The following is a 15,958-nucleotide window of genomic DNA, read 5'->3' as shown; positions in this document are numbered from 1 at the left end:
CTCAGCGGCGTCGCCGGGAGCGCACCGCGGACGCCAGCTCGGTGAGACCGAGGCGGCGCCGGAGGACGGCGCAGCCGGCCACATAGAGCACCCCGGCGACGAGCAGCCCGACGCCGAACGCCGCGAGGTCGTCGCCCATGAGGACGCGGACGGCGGCGAGCGGCGCCCCGGCCGCCACGAGACCGAGCAACGCCGCGGTCACCGTGGGCGCGCCGAACGGGTGCAGGCGCAGGGCCGAGGTGACCTGGGCGAGGGCGAGCAGGTTGCGCAGCACGATCGCGGCCGCCCACCCGACGGCGGCCCCGACGATGCCGTACCGCGGGATGAGCACGACGTCGAGACCGATCTGGACCCCGAGGCCGAGCAGAGTGTTGACGAGGGTCCAAGTCGTCCGGCCTGACATCGTGAGCACCACCTCGACCATCCCGAGGAGTGAGGAGAGCATGAGCGCGACGGCGAGGATCACCACGACGCTCGCGCCGGTGTCGTAGTCGCCGCCGAAGATGTGGACGACCGTCGTCGAGAAGGCCGCGAGGGCGAGGTAGAGCGGCCAGGTCATGAGCACCAGCCACGCGGTGGAGGACCGGTACAGCTCGCCCACCGCGTCGCGGTCGTCGACGGCGAGGTGCTCCGCGAAGCGCGGCTGCGCCGCGAGCGTGACCGCCTGGCTGCCCATCTGCCCGGCGACGACGAAGCGCGTGGCCGCCGCGTAGACGGCGGCCGGGACGGCGCCGGCCAGGGCGGCGACGAGGACGATGTCGAGGCGCTGCATCGCCATCTGGGCGACGGCCATGATGGCGCGCGGCCACGTGAACGACCAGAACTCGCGCCCCCGCCGCCCGCGGTCGCCGGGCCGCGCCGTGCGCGAGAGCAGCCGGCGGGCCCACACCGTGCCGACGGCGGCCGTGACGACGTAGCTCGCCGCCCAGCCACCCACCGCACCGGAGGGACCGAGGGCCAGGGTCGCGACCGCGACGAGGGCCAGCTGCGCCACCGGCCGGAGCACCAGCGTGACCACGGCCGTCGGGCGCATCGTCCCGAGGCCGCGCGTGGCGGAGACCGCGAGGTTCTCGACCGAGGCGACGAGGAGGAAGGGCGCGAGGACGCGGACGGCGGTCGCCGTCGCCTCGGGCTGGTCGTCGCTGATCAGCCGCCCGACCGCGGGGGCCGCGACGACGAACGCGACCGAGAGCACGAGCGTCCAGGCGAGGACGGGGACGGCGGCGGCCCTCAGGTGGGCGTGCACGTCGCCGGGGCGGCCGAGCGCCCGCACGCGGGAGAGGAAGTACACCAGCCCCGTGTTCGTGCCGAGCTGGGCCACGGTGACCACGACGAGGAAGCCCGAGGTGGTGGCGAAGAAGACACCGGCCTCGGCCTGGGGCAGCGCCCGGGCCACGACGACGGTCAGGGCGAAGCCGACGACGGCGTTGACGACGGCCCCTGCCAGGTTGGCGGCGCCGCCGCGGGCCACGCCGGCCGCGCCCTTGCCGGTGGCGGCGACGGGGACGTCGGCGGCGTCGTCGGGCGCGAGGTCGACGGGCGAGGTGCCGATGTCCTTACCGGCCACCGGACCGCCGTCCTGCGGTGAGCCCGGCGAGCGAGGGTTCGAGCCACTCCTCGAGCCGCGACAGCCGCGTCTGGTGGTCGCCGGTCTCGAGGTACCCGAGCGCCAGCCCGACGAGGTAGAGGGCGAGGACGAGCACGGGGTCGGCCGGGGACCAGGGCGCGAGCAGCCCGTCGGCCTCGCGCTCGAGCTCGGCGACGGCGGCGCGGGGGTGCACGCCGCGGACGACGACGAGCTCCTGGAGGCGGTGGTGGAGGAGGTCGCTGCCGGCCGGCACCGGACCCGCGTGGCCCTCCCAGTCCCACACCGCGAGCCGGTCGTCGGCCGGCGCCATGTTCCAGGGGGCGAAGTCGCCGTGCCACGACGCCCACGGGACCGGGGTCCCGTGGGCTCCGGCGGCGACGAGGGACAGGGTGCGGTCGAGCACCTGCCCCGGACGGGATGCCGGGAGCCGGCGCACCCGGTCCACGAGGTCGCTCCAGGGCCCCTGCGCTCCCACGGGCGACAGGACGGTGTCGTCGAGCCCGGAGAGCTCGAGGGCCGCGGCGGACACCATCGACGGCGTCACCGTCCCGCGGCCGCCCACCGGGGACTGCACGAGCACCGACAGGCCCTCCCACGCCTCGTGGGCGAGCACCGTGGGCACCACGAGGTGGTGCAGCTCGACCCGCCCGAGCCGCCTGAGGACGGCTGCCTCGTGGTCGACGAGGGCACGGGTCGTGGCGTCGACGCCGACCTTGGCGAACGCCAGCGTCGAGCCGTCGTCGCCGAGCACCCGCAGGACGGGCTTCTGCAGCGCGCGGACGCGCCCCACGCCCATCGCGAGGGTCACCGGCCGGCCGAGGACCTCCTCGAGGAGGGTGTCGAGGGCCGGCGCTCCCGGTCGGGGCGCCACGACGAGGTGCGGCAGCAGGCCGAGCAGGCCGCTGCGGGCGGCGCGGCCGAGGAGCGACACCGCCACGCCCCGGGCACCGCCACCGCCGAGGCCGGACACCACGGCGCCGGCGGCCGCGCGGTTGCGGGTCGGGACGAGCAGCCGCGGGTCGGCCGCCCGGGGGACGAGCGCCCACGCGCGGGCATCGGCGTGCCGTGGCCGCCGGCCGACCGTGACCGAGGCGCCGGGGTACATCGACCCGACGACGCCGCGGACGTACTCCAGGCCCGGACGGCCGGCCCGCGGGCCGGCCGTCGTGGGATGCCGTGCGGCAGAGCTGCTCACGCGCCGCCCTTGGCCACCCGCAGGTCTTCGGACCCGGCGACGGGAGCGGTGTCCTCGACCTGCTTGGCGACGACCGGAGCCTCGTGCTCGCGCCGCGCGTACTGGACGCTGACGAGCCCGAGGACGGAGATGCCGAGGTGGCCGACGCGGCGCACCGTCCGGCGGACGTCGTCACGCAGCGAGCGACGGTCGGCGGCCACGAGGACCACCCCCGTGGAGGCCAGGGCCAGCTCGTTGGTCTCGGAGAGGCTGATGACGGGCGCGGCCACGACGACGTACTCGTGCCGGGCGGCCAGGTGGTCCAGCACCTCGCGCAGCCGGTTGCTCGCCAGCTGCTCGCGGATCGACCGACCGACGGAGCCGCCCGTGACGACGTGGTAGCCGCCCCAGGCCTCGGCGACCGGGACGCGGACGGGACCGCTGTCGGCGATGGCGTCGGCGAGCCCGTAGCCGCCCTCCACGCCCGTCAGCTCCTCGATCGAGCCGTCGGCGAGCGTCGCGTCGACGAGGCAGACCGAGTGGCCGCTCACCGCGATGCTCGTCGCGAGGTTGACCGCGACGCGGTGGCCGGCCCGCTCGAGGGTCTCGTCGAGACCCGCGACGACGACGACCGCGGGGGCCGGCGCCTGGGCGAAGAGCGAGGCACGGACGCCGCGGTAGGCGTCGGCCAGGGCCCCGCCGTCCTTGGTGACGATGCCTTGGTTGCCGTTGCCGAGCCCGGCGGGGACCAGCCCCATGACGGACAGCGACTCGACGTCGGCGTCGGCGGCCGAGCGGATGTGGTCATCGGTGCGCTCGCGCCAGATGGCGAGACCGAGGCCCAGCACGAGGCCGAGGAGCACGGCGACGACGACGAGGAGGACGACCGGCAGGCCGTCCTTCGCCGTGGCCAGGGACGCGGGCGTGACGACCGTACCCGGGGCGACGGGCGTCGCCTCGAGCGTCCCGATCTGGTCCTGCAGCGTGGCGAGGCGGTTGGTGTAGAGCTGCACCTGGGCGACGGCCTCCGCGGAGGGGTCCGTGCCGCCCGCCGAGGCGGCGGCCTTCTTCAGCCCCGCCGAGGCGGTGTCGGACTGCTGCTTGAGCAGGTCGAGCTGGCCGGTCACGTTGGACTCCGCCTGGTTGCGGCGGTACTGCAGGAGGGCGTCGGCGTAGGCCGACGCGAAGCGCTGCGCCGTGCGCGGCGAGTCCCCCGTGTACTCGATGCGCACGATCTGGGTGTTCGGCGGCACCGACACCTCGACCTCGGACGCGGCGGCCTCGATCTTCTCGCGCATCGCCACGGCGACGATGTCCGCGACCGGCGGGGACTTCACGAGCCCGGCCTCGGTCTGCATGGCGACGTTGATCTGGTCACCGCTGCGGGAGGAGTCGGTGGTCAGTGCGTTGCCCGGCGTCGGGTTGAGCAGGACGTCGGTGGTCGACGTGTAGGCGACCGGCAGCCGCAGGACGACGAGCGCCCCGAGGGCACCGACGAGGAGCGCCGTGAGCACGATCGTGCGCCAGCGGTTCCTCATCGCGTCGGCCAGCAGGCCGAGTCTCACTTCTTCGGTGGGAAGGGACTCCACTGGAGTTCCTTTCTGTTGGGAGTGATGGCTGCGCGGACCCGGGCACCCCAGCCCGGGCGACGGCGCTGGAGCAGGACGACCCCGACGACGTCGAGGTTGCTCCGACGGAGGCGGGCGACGCGTCGTCGCAGCCGTCCGAGGCGGGTGGAGGACGTGGCGACGACGATGACGTCGTCGTCGCTGCCGAGGCGGTGGACCGACTCCCGGCGCCGGTCCTGGTGGGCGTACCCGTCGAGGAGCTCGGCGACGAGGAGGGCCCGCGGGCCGTCCCCGACGGCGAGGACGGTGGCCGGCGAGTGCAGGCGGACGGCGTCGACGGCCGCGGCCCACGCGAGCTCGTGGTCGACGTAGGTGCGGCCGTCGGCGGTGACCGACCGGTCGGGCAGGGTCGCGAGGAGCGGGATCTCGGCGGCTCCGGACAGGTCGTGGACCCGTGCGATCCGGGCGCCCACGAGACCGCGCACCCGCGCGAGGAGCAGGCCGACGAGCAGCCCCGCGAACAGCCCGGTCCCGGCGGACACGACCATAGCGTCGCGTGACACGCTGACGCTGGGCGGACGCACCACCGTCCCGGCCTCGAGGGGCATGACGGCGGCGCGGGCTCCCTGGCCGGCGGCGCGGCCGGCCTTGTCGAGGAGGACTCCCCGCGTCTCGTCGAGCACACGGAGGGTGGTGCGGTCGCCGGCCTCCTTGAGCTGGTCGAGCGAGCCGTCGACCGTGCTGATGGCCGCGATGCCCGAGGTGTACCGCGCGTCGAACTGCGCCACGGCGTCCTTGCGCTCGTCCTCGAGCAGGGCCCCCCGCAGGCGCAGGACGGTGTCGCCCGCCGCGTCGATGGCGGCGAGGGCGGCGCCGGGCTCGCTGCCGGCGTAGCGCAGGTTGAGGATGCGCGAGTTGGGGTCGGCGGAGACGTAGAGGTCGTCCGGGTCGATGGGGTGCTCGGCCGCGGCCGCCATCGCCGTCGTCACCTGCGTGTCCCTCGCCAGCTGGGCGAGCGTGTCGAGGGTGGCCTCGCGGCCGACGTCGGCGAGCTCGGACTCGCGGGGGACGACGATGCTCACCGTCGCCACCGACTGCGGGCCCTGCGCAAGCTGGTAGGCGACCCCGCCACCCAGCCCGGCGACGGAGGCCAGGACGAGCAGGAGGGTGTGGCGCCGGACGAGGCCGACGTAGCCGCCGAGGGTGTACTCGTCGTCCGGGCGCAGGCGGCTCGCGGCGCGCCGCCGCTCGTCGTCCGCACGCCAGATGAGGCCAACGGCGATGAGCGCGGCAACGGTCGAGATCCCGATCGAGTCGTAGAAGGGCAGGGTGACGGCCTGCGCCACCAGCACGCACACCCCGAGCGTCGCGGTGCGCGAGGGCAGCCGGAGCCCGCGCAGCAGCCACAGCCCGAGGAAGGACAGGTAGAAGACGAGCCCGACGACGCCCTGCGAGTACAGGACGAGCCAGACCTGCCCCTGCGTCCCCAGCGCGGGCGGCGTGCACAGGGGACAGCTCGGCGAGGTCCCTCCCGCGATCGAGTAGAACGAGCTCACGGCGTCGCGGGTCGACCCGAAGCCGATGACCGGGGACCCCTCGACGACGCTCTCGACGGTGAGCGTCGCGAGCGTGGCCCGCCCGTCGTTGCTCGTCGGGTTGTCGAGCCGGGACTGGACGAGCGCCCCGAGCGGGCTGAAGAGCACGACGCCGGCCAGCACGGTGACCGCCGCCGCGAGCGCCACGACGGAGCGCAGCCGGCCGTGCGCCGCCGAGCGCAGCGCCACGGTCGCGGCCATCGCGACCACCGCGATCCACATCCCGCGGTTGAGCGACAGCACACCGGGCACCGTCGCGAGCGCGAGGACGGGCAGCGCGAGGCGGCGGCGCCACCCGGCGTCGGGGCCGAACCAGGCGTGGAGGAAGAACGGGAGGAAGCAGGCGAAGTTCAGTCCCCAGATGTTGGCGTAGCTGAACGGCGCGCTCGGCCGGGGGTGGGACGTGACCGCCTGCGCGTAGTCCTGCACGACCTCCGGGTGGACGAGGAACTCGATGAACTGGACCTGCGTGAGACCACGCGGCAGGGCCATCTCGAGGACCGACGGGAACGCGAGCTGGGGCAGGAGGATCCCGAGCCAGCCCCCGGCCACGATCGTGAGGAACATCGCGGCGCCGGCCCGGGCGATGCGCGTCGTGGTCAGGTGCTCCCGGACGGCCCCGATGTAGACGAGGACGACCGTGGCGGAGGCGTACCACCCGAAGCGGTAGGCCCAGGAGAGGTAGCGGCCCATCGACGTGTCCGGCACGGTGTGCGGCGCCACGACCTGCAGGACGATGACCCCGGCGACCACCCAGAGGAGGAAGAGCAGCCACGTGCCCGTGCCCCGTGGGACGCGCAGCCGGCGCATCCGCACCATCTCGAGGACCATGACGACGGCGAAGACGTGACCGACGAAGCTGCTGATGCCGAGCACCCACCACAGGGGGAAGCCCACGAGCATCCAGACGAGGGGCCACCCCGGGCGCAGCGCTCCGGACCGACGGACCGCGGGAGCGGTCGCCGGCGCGGGCAGCGGCGGGCGGAGGGCGCGGAGTGGGGTGACCGTCACGGCCGGCGGCCTCCGCCCCAGGAGGAGGTCCACCGACGCAGGATGACACGAACCGGGGCCCCGCGTCCGACGGTCTTGACTACAGTGGCGCAGCCGGAGGCGGCCCGACCGGGGCGAGCCCCGGACGACGACGAGGAGCGGCCGCGATGCAGCCGAACGGCGCAGGGGACGACGCCACGCAGTGGCCCGACGTGGGCGTGGTGCTCGCGACGCACAACCGCCCGCAGCTGATGCGCGAGGCCCTCGCCTCGATCCTCGGGCAGGACTACCCCGGCCGGATCCGCGTCCAGCTCGTCTACGACCGGAGCGAGCCCGAGACCGAGCTCGAGTCGGCGGAGCCGGGGCGCGAGGTCGCGGTGACCATCAACCACCGCACGCCGGGACTCGCCGGCGCGCGCAACACCGGCGTGCTGGCGCTGGACACCGAGCTCGTCGCGTTCTGCGACGACGACGACGTCTGGCTGGAGGGCAAGCTCCGCCGGCAGGTCGAGCTCCTGGTGGGCTCTGCCGGAGCCGAGTTCGTGACCACGGCCATGCGCGTGGACTACGGCGACCGCAGCACGGTGCGCCTCGCGGAGCGCGACGTCATCACGGTGGGCGACATGGCCCGCTCGCGGATGGCGATGCTGCACTCGTCGTCGTTCGTCTTCCGACGGGACGCCATGCTCGACCGCTTCGGGCTCGTCGACGAGACCCTCCCCCGCAGCATGGCCGAGGACTGGGACCTGCTGCTGCGCGCGGCGCGCAGCGCGCCGATCGTCCACGTCGACGAGCCGCTCGTGGGCATCCGCTGGGGTGCGAGCTCCTACTTCAACGACGCGTGGCGCGACAAGAACGAGGCCCACGCGTGGCTGCTCGCGAACCACCCGGAGATCGAGGCCGACACGATCGGCGCCGGGCTGCAGTACGGCAAGCTCGCCTTCGGCCACGCGGTCCTCGGCGAGCGGCGCGAGGCGCTGCGCTGGACGTGGCGCTGCGCCCGTCGCAACCCCCGCGAGCGTCGATGGGTCCTGGCGCTGCTCGTCTGCGCGGGCGTCTCGGGCGAGTGGATCCAGCGCGAGCTGAACCGCCGCGGCCACGGCGTCTGAGCCCCGGCCGCAGGACGCGGGCGTCACCGCTGCCCGTCCCGACTGGTCGTCGTCGCGGCGTCGACCAGGAGCCGGACGGGCGCGGTGATGTCCTCGATGTCCCGGATCTCCGTCTCGGACAGGCGTCGACGCCACGACGTGGCCGCCTCGGCCGGCGAGCGGTCGAAGTTGTGGAGCTTGGTCGCCGCCTGCTCCGTCGCCCCCTCGCGCCCGAGCTCGGCGTCGACGGCGGCGCTCCACCCGAGCCCCAGCTCGTCGAAGAGCCGCGCGCAGGCGTCCCGGTCGGTGGCGAGGTCCTCGTGCGCCACGACGAGAGTGCCCGGCGCGCGTGACAGGTCGGCGACGGCCATCGCGTAGAGCGCCGACCAGAACCAGCCCATCGCCACCGCGCCGTCGAGGGCCGCACCCGCCGGCAGGTGCGGGACCTCGGGGTCGGAGGCGTCCCGCGTGGCGCGGTAGCGCTCGACGACGGGCCGGATCTCCTCGACGTCGGGCAGCCATCCCATGCGGCGGTAGCTGACGAGCATCGCGCCGGGGTGCCGGTGGATGACGACCGGCCGGGCCCCGGTCACCCGGTGGACCGCCGGCACGGAGAGGACCGCGAAGGGGTCCTTGACGACGAGCGTGCTCCACGGGAGGGGGGCCGCCCAGCGACGCACCCCGTAGCGGCTGTAGACCATCGGGGTCGTCGCCGTGTAGGCCCGCCGCAGCGCCCGGGCCTGCGCGGCGGTCGGCTCCTCCAGGCGCGTCCAGCCGTCGACGGTGCGCCCGAGGGCGTACTGCCGGCGCCCGCGCGTGTTCATCGGCTCGCGGCCGGCGAGCGCCCCGTTGGTCGAGAGCGCGAGGAGGCGCGCCAACCACGTCGTCCCCGAGCGGGGCATCCCCGTGACGAGGACGGGACGAGCGGTCATCCGGGGGCGCGGCACCGGCCCATTGTGGGGCTGCCGGGTCTCGACGGTGTCCATGGCTCAGCCCTGGAGGACGAACGGACGAGGGGCGGCCGCCCTCCGCACACCGGCGGCGGACGCGGCGACGAGGTCGTGCTCGTCGAGGTCGGCCACCTCGCGACCGAGGGCGATGCCGCGCTCGTCGAGGTGGCGGCCGATCAGCTGCTGGTGGTCGTCGACGTGCTCGCCGTGCGAGGCACGGCGCGGGAGCAGGACGGGGACCCGCCCCGCGTCGAGGGCCACGAGCGCGGACCCGACACCGGCGTGCGCGACGACGAGGTCCGCCTCGCGGACGGCCTGGCGCAGCTCGGGTGCCGGCACGCGGTCGCGGCCCGCGATGCCGAGCCCGGTCACGTCGGTGGCCCCGGTCTGCCAGAGCACCTCGACGTCCGGGCCGCACACCCTGGGGAGCAGCGCGTCGAGTCGCTCGACGGCGCGCCGGAACCCGTAGGTGCGCATCGTCCCGAGGGTGACGACGACCTTCGACGGGGAGCGCTGCGGACGGTCGTCCGCGCGCTCGAAGCCGTCGAAGAGCGACCCCCCGTAGGTCCAGCGCCCCGAGGCGCCCCCCGGGTACTGCGTGTAGAGCCGCACCCCCGGGACCCGCTCGAGCACGCGACCCGTGGTGCTCGGGGCCTCGGCCCGCGCGGCGCTCTCGATGTAGTGGCACGGCAGGCCCCGCACCCGGGCCGCGGCGAAGAACGGCACGGCGACACCCGCCCCCGTCGACAGCACCTGCGCGTACCGGCCACGGCGCACCAGCGCCAGCGCGTCCTTGGTCACCCGGGCCGCCGCGAGGTAGCCGCGCGGCGGCACGTGCTCGACGTGGTGGACGCGCTCACCCTCGAGGAGGGTGCGGGACTGGTCGTCGTCGAACGTCACCCACTCGCAGTCGGCGGGGGTGAGACCGAGCCGCTCGCGCAGCCGCATCATCTCCTCCAGGTGACCGCCGGTGGACGCGACGAGGAGGACCGGGAGCGACCCGCCCGGACGGGCGGACGGGAGACCCGACGAGGTCACCGACGCCAGCCCGGGGTCCGCCCGAGCAGCCGTTCGAGGGCCTCGTCGTGCGGGACGAAGTGGGCGTCGAGGCGGGCGCGAAGGTGCTCGGGCATCGGCTTGCTCGGCCGGGCGTTGTGCTGCTCGAAGCGGGGAGGCTGCCACGCGTCGAGACCGAGGAAGTCCGTCACCCGGCGGTACTCGTCGGCGGGGGCCGCGAAGAACGACTCGCTGTCGAGCACGTGGAGGCGCTCGGCCGGGACGTGCTCGAGGACCCGCTCCAGCTGCTCGGCGTACTGGCTGCGCCGACGGTAGGCGTGGTGGCGGTGCGCGTGGCTCTCGTAGGTGATGTCGGCGGCCATCCGCTCGAGCTCGCCCTCCAGGCGCTCGTCCTCGAGGTCGAGCGCGCGCTCGAAGGAGGTCTCGGTCTCGAACCCGCGGGCGAGCTCGTGCTTGTAGGCCGAGAAGGCACGCTCGGCCGGGTCGCGCAGCATCGCGACCAGCTTGACGTCGGGCAGGTCCCGCACCAGCCGCTCGATCGCGAAGGGGTGGAACATGTAGTAGGTGCACGCCTCGAAGGCCTGCGGGGCACCGTGGCCCTGCGTGCGCAGCCGCGCGAGGCGCTCGACCGGGAAGTGCCCGCGGTACCAGTCGAGGTCACGGTCGTAGTGGAGCGAGAAGTAGTCGACCCCCTTCTCCACACCGGGCCGGAACACCTGGGGGTGCTCGGTGAGGTGCTTGAAGATCGTCGTCGTGCCGCACCGCTGCCCCCCGATGACCACGAAGGAGGGAAGCATCCGCAGCCCGGGCGTCGCTTGCCCCAGCCGGGCGTAGGAGCTGCGGGCCAGGCCGTGCAGCGGGGTGGGGACGCGCTCGCGCAAGGACATCGTCATCGGCCCTCCACCGCCTCGGCGGTCGTGCCTGTCGACGCGGTCATGGGTGTCTCCTCGGGGTCTTGCGGGTGGTGGGCCGGCGCGCGCGTGCTGCCGGCGGGTCAGTATGCGCCACTGCCCCGGACGACCGCCTTGACCGTCCGCAGGAGGATCTGGCCGTCGAGCGCGAGCGACCAGTTGTCGACGTACCAGAGGTCGAGGCGCACGGAGTCGACCCACGAGAGGTCGCTACGACCCGACACCTGCCACAGCCCGGTCATGCCGGGGCGGACGCGGAGGCGGCGCACGGCGTCGCTCTCGTAGCGGTCGACCTCGTCGCGTAGCGGCGGACGGGGCCCGACGAGCGACATCTCGCCGCGGACGACGTTGATCAGCTGCGGCAGCTCGTCGAGGGAGAAGCGGCGCAGCACGGCGCCGACCTTCGTGACCCGGGGGTCGGTGCGCATCTTGAACAGGACGCCGTTGCCGTCGCTCTGCATCTCCAGGCCGGCGAGGTGCCGGTCGGCGTCGACGACCATCGTGCGGAACTTGTACATCGAGAAGACGCGGCCTCCCTCACCGACGCGCTCCTGACGGAACAGCGCGGGGCCGGAGGAGTCACGACGCACCATCACCCCCAGGGTGAGGAGCACCGGCGAGAGCGCGAGGAGGGCGAGGGCGCCGAGGATGCGGTCGGCGGCCAGCTTGGTCGTGTAGCGCCAGCCGCTCTGCACCGGACGCTCGACGTGGAGCATGGGCAGACCCGCCGCACGGCGCATCGTGAGGCGCGGCCCGGCGACCTCGACGACGCCGGGGGCGACGAGGAGGTCGACGTCGCGCTGCTCGAGGGCCCAGCCGAGGCGCCGCAGCGCGTGCCCGGACATCGTCGGGCTGCTCGCGACGGCAACGGCGCTCGCGCCGAGACGGTCGACCACGCTCAGGGCGTCGGCCTCGGTGCCGAGCACCTTGACGCCCGGGTCGTGCCGCAGCGCGTGGTCCTGGGGGTCCGGGACGCAGACGCCGAGGACCTTCATCCCCGTGGTCGTCGGGTCCTGCTCGATGCGGTGCGCGACCTCGAGCGCCGCCCGCGCGTCGCCGACGACGACGGTCGGCCGGAGGTTGCGCCCCGCGAGCCGGGCCCGGACCAGCCGGCGCCGCAGGGCGTGCCGCCCGGCGAGCGTCGTCACGGTCATCACCGGGACGGAGAGGAAGAGCGTCCCCCGAGAGAACTCCAGCTGGAGGGCGAACGAGGCGAAGGCCACGAGGGCCACGAGCCCCACCGCCGACCGCGTCACCGCGCGGTACTCCTCGGTGCCCGCCCCGATGTAGCGCGCGGCATAGGCGCCGTTGTGCGCCAGGACGACCAGCCAGGCGAGCGCGACGACGACGAGCGTCAGCCGTCCGGCCTCCACCTGCCCGGGGATCGTCTGCGCGGACCCGAAGACCGCGTTGCGCCCGAGGATGCCGACGACGACCGCGACGACCGCCGCCAGCGCGTCGACCGCGACGACCGCGCGACGGTACCGCTTCTCCCAGGAGGCCAGACCGGCCCTGACCTGGGCGTGGCCGAAGGAGGCCAGATCAATGTGTGGGACACGCGACGAAGTCGTCGCCGTCCGTCCATGCGCTTCTTGAGCAATGCTCATCGAACCGTCGACCCCTGCAAATCGAACGTGATTCGAAGAGCGACGATGGCGTCGGCCCCTGCTACCGGACAGCCACCCTCGTCGTTCCTCACGTCGCGGCCGGCCCTGCTTCCGGTCGTGACGTCTGGGGTGGACTCTAGCGCCTACGGCAGACGCCCCGCAGACGTTTCGTGAAAGTTCACTGACGGAATCTTGACGGAACGCTGAGCCGGGGCGCGTGGCGAGCGGGACCGGGGGTTCGTGCAGGTCAGCGGGGGGCGTGCACCCGCTGCTGCGCGTCGAGGAGGCCGAGGGTGACCAGCTGCTCGACGGCGTCGGCGGCGTCGTCGAGGAGGAACGGCAGCTCCTTGCGCTCCGTCGGCGAGAAGTCGCGCAGGACGAAGTCGGCGGGGTCCATCCGACCCGGCGGGCGGCCGATCCCCACCCGGACCCGGTGGTAGTCCTTGGTGCCGAGCGAGGACGAGATGGAGCGCAGCCCGTTGTGGCCGCCTTCTCCCCCACCGCGTTTCAGCCGGACGGACCCGGCGTCGATGTCGAGCTCGTCGTGGACCACGACGAGCCGCTCGGCGGGCACGGAGAAGAACGAGAGCAGCGCCTTGACCGGGCCGCCGGACTCGTTCATGTAGCACGTGGGCACGGCGACGACCGCCGACGGGCCGGGGACCCCGCCCGGGCCGGTGCCGAGACGCACCTGGGCGGCGGTGGCGCGGGCCTTGTGGGTGCGCAGGGTGTCGCCGGAGCGGCGGGCCAGCTCCTCGGCCACCATGGCGCCGACGTTGTGGCGGTTGCCCGCGTAGCGCGGACCGGGGTTGCCGAGTCCGACGACGAGCCAGGGTCCGGTGTCCGTCACGGCGTCGATTCTGCCATCCGCCCCGCGGACGCCGACGGGGCCCGGTCCGTGCGGACGGGGCCCCGTGCGGGTGCGGGTGGAGCTCAGGCCTCGTCGGCCTTCTCGTCCGCGTCGCCCTCGGCGTCGGAGGACTCGCCCTCGGCGGCCTCGTCCTCGGACTCCTCGCGCTCGATGCCGGCCTCGGCCTCGGCCTCCTCGAGCTCGGCCTCGAGCTCCTCGGCCGTCACCTGCTGGGTGACGTTGACGACGAGCGCCTCCGGGTCGGTGACCAGGCTGGCGCCGGCGGGGAGGGTGAGGTCGCTCGCGAGGACCTGGGTGCCGACCTCGGCGCCCTCGACCGAGTGCACGACGTTCTCGGGGATGTTGGTGGCCTCGACCTCGAGCTCGACCGTGCCCATGACGGTGGTGACGACGGTCTCCGGGGCGGCCTCGCCCTCGACGTGGACGGCGACCTCGACGGTGACCTTCTCGCCGCGGCGGACGACGACGAGGTCGACGTGCTCGATGACCGGCTTGATCGGGTCGCGCTGCACGTCCTTGGCGAGCGCGAGGTGCTCCTTGCCGTCGATGACGAGCGTGAGGAGGGCGTTGGTGTGCTTGAGCGCGAGCATCGACTCGTGGCCCGGCAGGGTGATGTGCACCGGCTCGGTGCCGTGGCCGTACATGACGGCGGGGATCTTGTGGTCGCGGCGGATCTTGCGGGCCGCGCCCTTGCCGAACTGGGTGCGCTGCTCGGCGACGAGCTTGGTGACGTCGGACATCGGGTACTCCTGGGGTGGATCGGGAAGCTGGACGGTGCGTCCTCGACGCGGGGCGTGGCACCGGACCGGCGCGCGAACGGCCCGCGGACCACCCCAGGGGGGTCTGCGCACCGCCAGCGTCGATCACGGAGGTCGCGGGCCCTGCGGCCCGGCCGGACCACTGCGTCCGGTGCGACGTCCCTCGCCGAGGCAACCCCGAGAGTCTAGGCGACGGGCGACGGTAGGTCGAAATCGGCGTCGCGGCGCCGCCCCTCCTCCTCCTGGCGGCGCTCGCCGACGCGCACCGCGGCGACCCCGGCGAGCACGACGAGGCCGCCGACGAGCTGCCACGGACCGGGCAGCTCGCCGAGCACGAGCCACGCGAACAGCACGGCGAAGAGGACCTCGGTGAGGCCGACGAACGAGGCGAGGGTCGAGCCGAGATGGCGCGCCCCGAGCACGCCGAGGACGTAGGCGACGGCAGCGGCGACGACGACGAGCTCGGCGAGCGCGGCCCACGCGGGCACGCTCGCCGCGGCGACCTCGACCCGGCCGGCGCCCACCTCCATCGGGAGCACACCCGTGACACCGAGGACGGCGAGCACGACCGCGCCGGCCGAGAGCCCGAGGGCGGCGAAGGTGAAGGGCGGCAGCGTCGTCTCGCGCGCGGCGAGGACGTAGTGCCCGGCGAGCCCGGCCGCCGCGAGCAGCCCCCACGCGACGCCGACGAGGTCGGGCGTGCGCTGCCCCGTGACGTCGAGGACGAGCGCCAGCCCGGTGAGGGCGAGGACGATCCCGAGGCCCGTCAGCCGGTGCGGGGCGCGACGGGTGAGGAGCCAGACCCAGAGGACGACGAGGACGATGCCGAGGTACTCGATGAGCAGGGCCACGCCGACGGCCAGCCGCTCGACGGCCTGGAAGTACCCGAGCTGGGCGGCGGCCACCGCGAGGCAGCCGTAGGCGCCGACGAGGGGGAGCTCGCGACGCACCTCGCGGAGCCGGTGACGCACCTGCCACAGCCCGACGGGCAGGAGGAGCACGGCGGCCCCCGCGATGCGCAGCAGCACGACGGCCCCCGGCGACCAGCCGGCCCCGATGAGCGACTTCGCGAACGGCCCCGACGTGCCGAACGCGGCGCTCGAGAGCAGCAGCGCGACGAGCCCGACCCCGACGTGCCGACGGACCGCCTCGACCATCCCGGTTCCTCCTGTGCCCGCACCCCGCGCCACGGCACCCGCCGGGATGTCAGGGGTCAACTGCTATGTTGCTCCTGACAGTAGAGGCGCGATCTGTCAGGAGTCAAGATGGTCTTCACCCATGACACGGATCTCGTGCTGCGGCACGCGGCGGCCCTGGTCAACACCGCTCCCGGGCACGGGTCGAGCGAGCTCGAGGACCTCCCCGACGTCCCGGCCGTCCTCGCGTGGATGGACGCGTGGCAGTGGAGCGGCGGCCGGCCCGACGGCCCCGGCGAGGTCGGCGCCCTCCACCGCGTCCGGGCCCGTATCGAGCGGATGTGGACCGCCCCGCTCGCCGAGCAGGTCACCGAGGTCAACGCCCTGCTCGCCGACGCCGGCGCGACGCCCCGGCTCGTCGAGCACGACGGCCAGGGCTGGCACGTCCACGCGACCGACGACGACGCCCCGTTCGCCGAGCGGGTCGCCGTCGAGCTCGCGATGGCGATGGTCGACGTCATCCGCGCCGACGAGCGCGCCCGCCTGGCCGTCTGCTCGGCCGACGACTGCGACGACGTCTACGTCGACCTCTCGCGCAACCGGTCGCGCAAGTTCTGCGACGGCACGTGCGGCACCCGTGCGAACGTCGCCGCCTACCGCGCCCGCCGAGCGGCCGCCGGGTCCTGACCCGGCCGGCGCCCGGAC

At 74.4% G+C, this 15,958-nt stretch carries 13 protein-coding genes; 2 read left to right on the top strand and 11 right to left on the bottom strand.

The genetic code is table 11. The annotated features are described in order from the left end of the window. Position 1: 1 nt before the first annotated feature. The 4 genes from KMZ30_RS06150 to KMZ30_RS06135 are packed head-to-tail and all read right to left on the bottom strand — an operon-like array spanning position 2 to position 6,936. On the bottom strand, positions 2-1,567 hold the full coding sequence (locus tag KMZ30_RS06150) for an oligosaccharide flippase family protein (protein ID WP_215512449.1): 1,566 nt from the start codon (positions 1,565-1,567) through the stop codon (positions 2-4). Beyond that, positions 1,557-2,783 (bottom strand): hypothetical protein, encoded by a 1,227-nt coding sequence (locus KMZ30_RS06145; protein WP_215512448.1) that lies wholly within the window; start codon positions 2,781-2,783, stop codon positions 1,557-1,559. Before KMZ30_RS06145 ends, KMZ30_RS06150 begins: the two co-directional genes overlap by 11 nt. Continuing rightward, complete coding sequence (locus tag KMZ30_RS06140) at positions 2,780-4,327, bottom strand: Wzz/FepE/Etk N-terminal domain-containing protein (RefSeq protein WP_030528898.1); 1,548 nt, start codon at positions 4,325-4,327, stop codon at positions 2,780-2,782. The genes KMZ30_RS06145 and KMZ30_RS06140 overlap by 4 nt, the downstream gene beginning before the upstream one ends. Then, positions 4,324-6,936, bottom strand: coding sequence for a hypothetical protein (locus KMZ30_RS06135; RefSeq protein ID WP_215512447.1), 2,613 nt, complete (start codon positions 6,934-6,936; stop codon positions 4,324-4,326). The genes KMZ30_RS06140 and KMZ30_RS06135 overlap by 4 nt, the downstream gene beginning before the upstream one ends. A 146-nt stretch (positions 6,937-7,082) precedes the next feature. Here KMZ30_RS06135 and KMZ30_RS06130 point away from each other — a divergent pair, with 146 nt between their 5' ends. Further along, on the top strand, positions 7,083-8,024 hold the full coding sequence (locus KMZ30_RS06130; RefSeq protein WP_215512446.1) for a glycosyltransferase family 2 protein: 942 nt from the start codon (positions 7,083-7,085) through the stop codon (positions 8,022-8,024). Positions 8,025-8,047: 23 nt separating this feature from the next. On the opposite strand, the gene KMZ30_RS06125 is transcribed toward KMZ30_RS06130, so the two are convergent. The 7 genes from KMZ30_RS06125 to KMZ30_RS06095 all read right to left on the bottom strand — a co-directional run bounded on the left by KMZ30_RS06125 (position 8,048) and on the right by KMZ30_RS06095 (position 15,274). Next, positions 8,048-8,989: a sulfotransferase gene (locus KMZ30_RS06125; protein WP_215512445.1), complete on the bottom strand. Its 942-nt coding sequence runs from the start codon at positions 8,987-8,989 to the stop codon at positions 8,048-8,050. A gap of 3 nt (positions 8,990-8,992) precedes the next feature. Continuing rightward, positions 8,993-9,991 (bottom strand): glycosyltransferase, encoded by a 999-nt coding sequence (locus tag KMZ30_RS22275; RefSeq protein WP_215512444.1) that lies wholly within the window; start codon positions 9,989-9,991, stop codon positions 8,993-8,995. Beyond that, on the bottom strand, positions 9,988-10,857 hold the full coding sequence (locus tag KMZ30_RS06115) for a sulfotransferase family protein (protein WP_215519888.1): 870 nt from the start codon (positions 10,855-10,857) through the stop codon (positions 9,988-9,990). Before KMZ30_RS06115 ends, KMZ30_RS22275 begins: the two co-directional genes overlap by 4 nt. 107 nt (positions 10,858-10,964) lie before the next feature. Then, entirely contained in the window at positions 10,965-12,488 is a 1,524-nt protein-coding gene (locus tag KMZ30_RS06110) for a sugar transferase (protein WP_215512442.1), read from the bottom strand. 247 nt (positions 12,489-12,735) lie between these two features. Then, entirely contained in the window at positions 12,736-13,338 is a 603-nt protein-coding gene (gene pth / locus KMZ30_RS06105; protein ID WP_215512441.1) for an aminoacyl-tRNA hydrolase, read from the bottom strand. An 83-nt stretch (positions 13,339-13,421) separates the two neighbouring features. Further along, positions 13,422-14,099 (bottom strand): 50S ribosomal protein L25/general stress protein Ctc, encoded by a 678-nt coding sequence (locus KMZ30_RS06100; protein ID WP_215512440.1) that lies wholly within the window; start codon positions 14,097-14,099, stop codon positions 13,422-13,424. A gap of 203 nt (positions 14,100-14,302) precedes the next feature. Then, positions 14,303-15,274 carry an EamA family transporter gene (locus tag KMZ30_RS06095; protein WP_215512439.1) on the bottom strand — a complete coding sequence of 324 codons (972 nt, stop codon included), beginning with the start codon at positions 15,272-15,274 and terminating at the stop codon, positions 14,303-14,305. A 108-nt stretch (positions 15,275-15,382) separates the two neighbouring features. On the opposite strand from KMZ30_RS06095, the gene KMZ30_RS06090 reads away from it, so the two are divergent. Then, positions 15,383-15,940: a CGNR zinc finger domain-containing protein gene (locus KMZ30_RS06090; protein WP_215512438.1), complete on the top strand. Its 558-nt coding sequence runs from the start codon at positions 15,383-15,385 to the stop codon at positions 15,938-15,940. Positions 15,941-15,958 lie beyond the last annotated feature (18 nt).

Source organism: Phycicoccus mangrovi (genome assembly GCF_018729305.1).
GTDB lineage: Bacteria > Actinomycetota > Actinomycetes > Actinomycetales > Dermatophilaceae > Phycicoccus > Phycicoccus jejuensis.
Note: the sequence above shows the minus strand (reverse complement) of the source record. Positions and strands in the feature narration are given on the sequence as shown.

Excerpts from the sequence above, each read along its gene's own strand:
- KMZ30_RS06100 (WP_215512440.1), bottom strand. The coding sequence starts at position 14,099 with ATGTCCGACGTCACCAAGCTCGTCGCCGAGCAGCGCACCCAGTTCGGC.
- KMZ30_RS06125 (WP_215512445.1), bottom strand. The coding sequence starts at position 8,989 with ATGGACACCGTCGAGACCCGGCAGCCCCACAATGGGCCGGTGCCGCGC.
- KMZ30_RS06115 (WP_215519888.1), bottom strand. The coding sequence starts at position 10,857 with ATGTCCTTGCGCGAGCGCGTCCCCACCCCGCTGCACGGCCTGGCCCGC.
- KMZ30_RS06095 (WP_215512439.1), bottom strand. The coding sequence starts at position 15,274 with ATGGTCGAGGCGGTCCGTCGGCACGTCGGGGTCGGGCTCGTCGCGCTG.
- KMZ30_RS06110 (WP_215512442.1), bottom strand. The coding sequence starts at position 12,488 with ATGAGCATTGCTCAAGAAGCGCATGGACGGACGGCGACGACTTCGTCG.
- KMZ30_RS06130 (WP_215512446.1), top strand. The coding sequence starts at position 7,083 with ATGCAGCCGAACGGCGCAGGGGACGACGCCACGCAGTGGCCCGACGTG.
- KMZ30_RS06090 (WP_215512438.1), top strand. The coding sequence starts at position 15,383 with ATGGTCTTCACCCATGACACGGATCTCGTGCTGCGGCACGCGGCGGCC.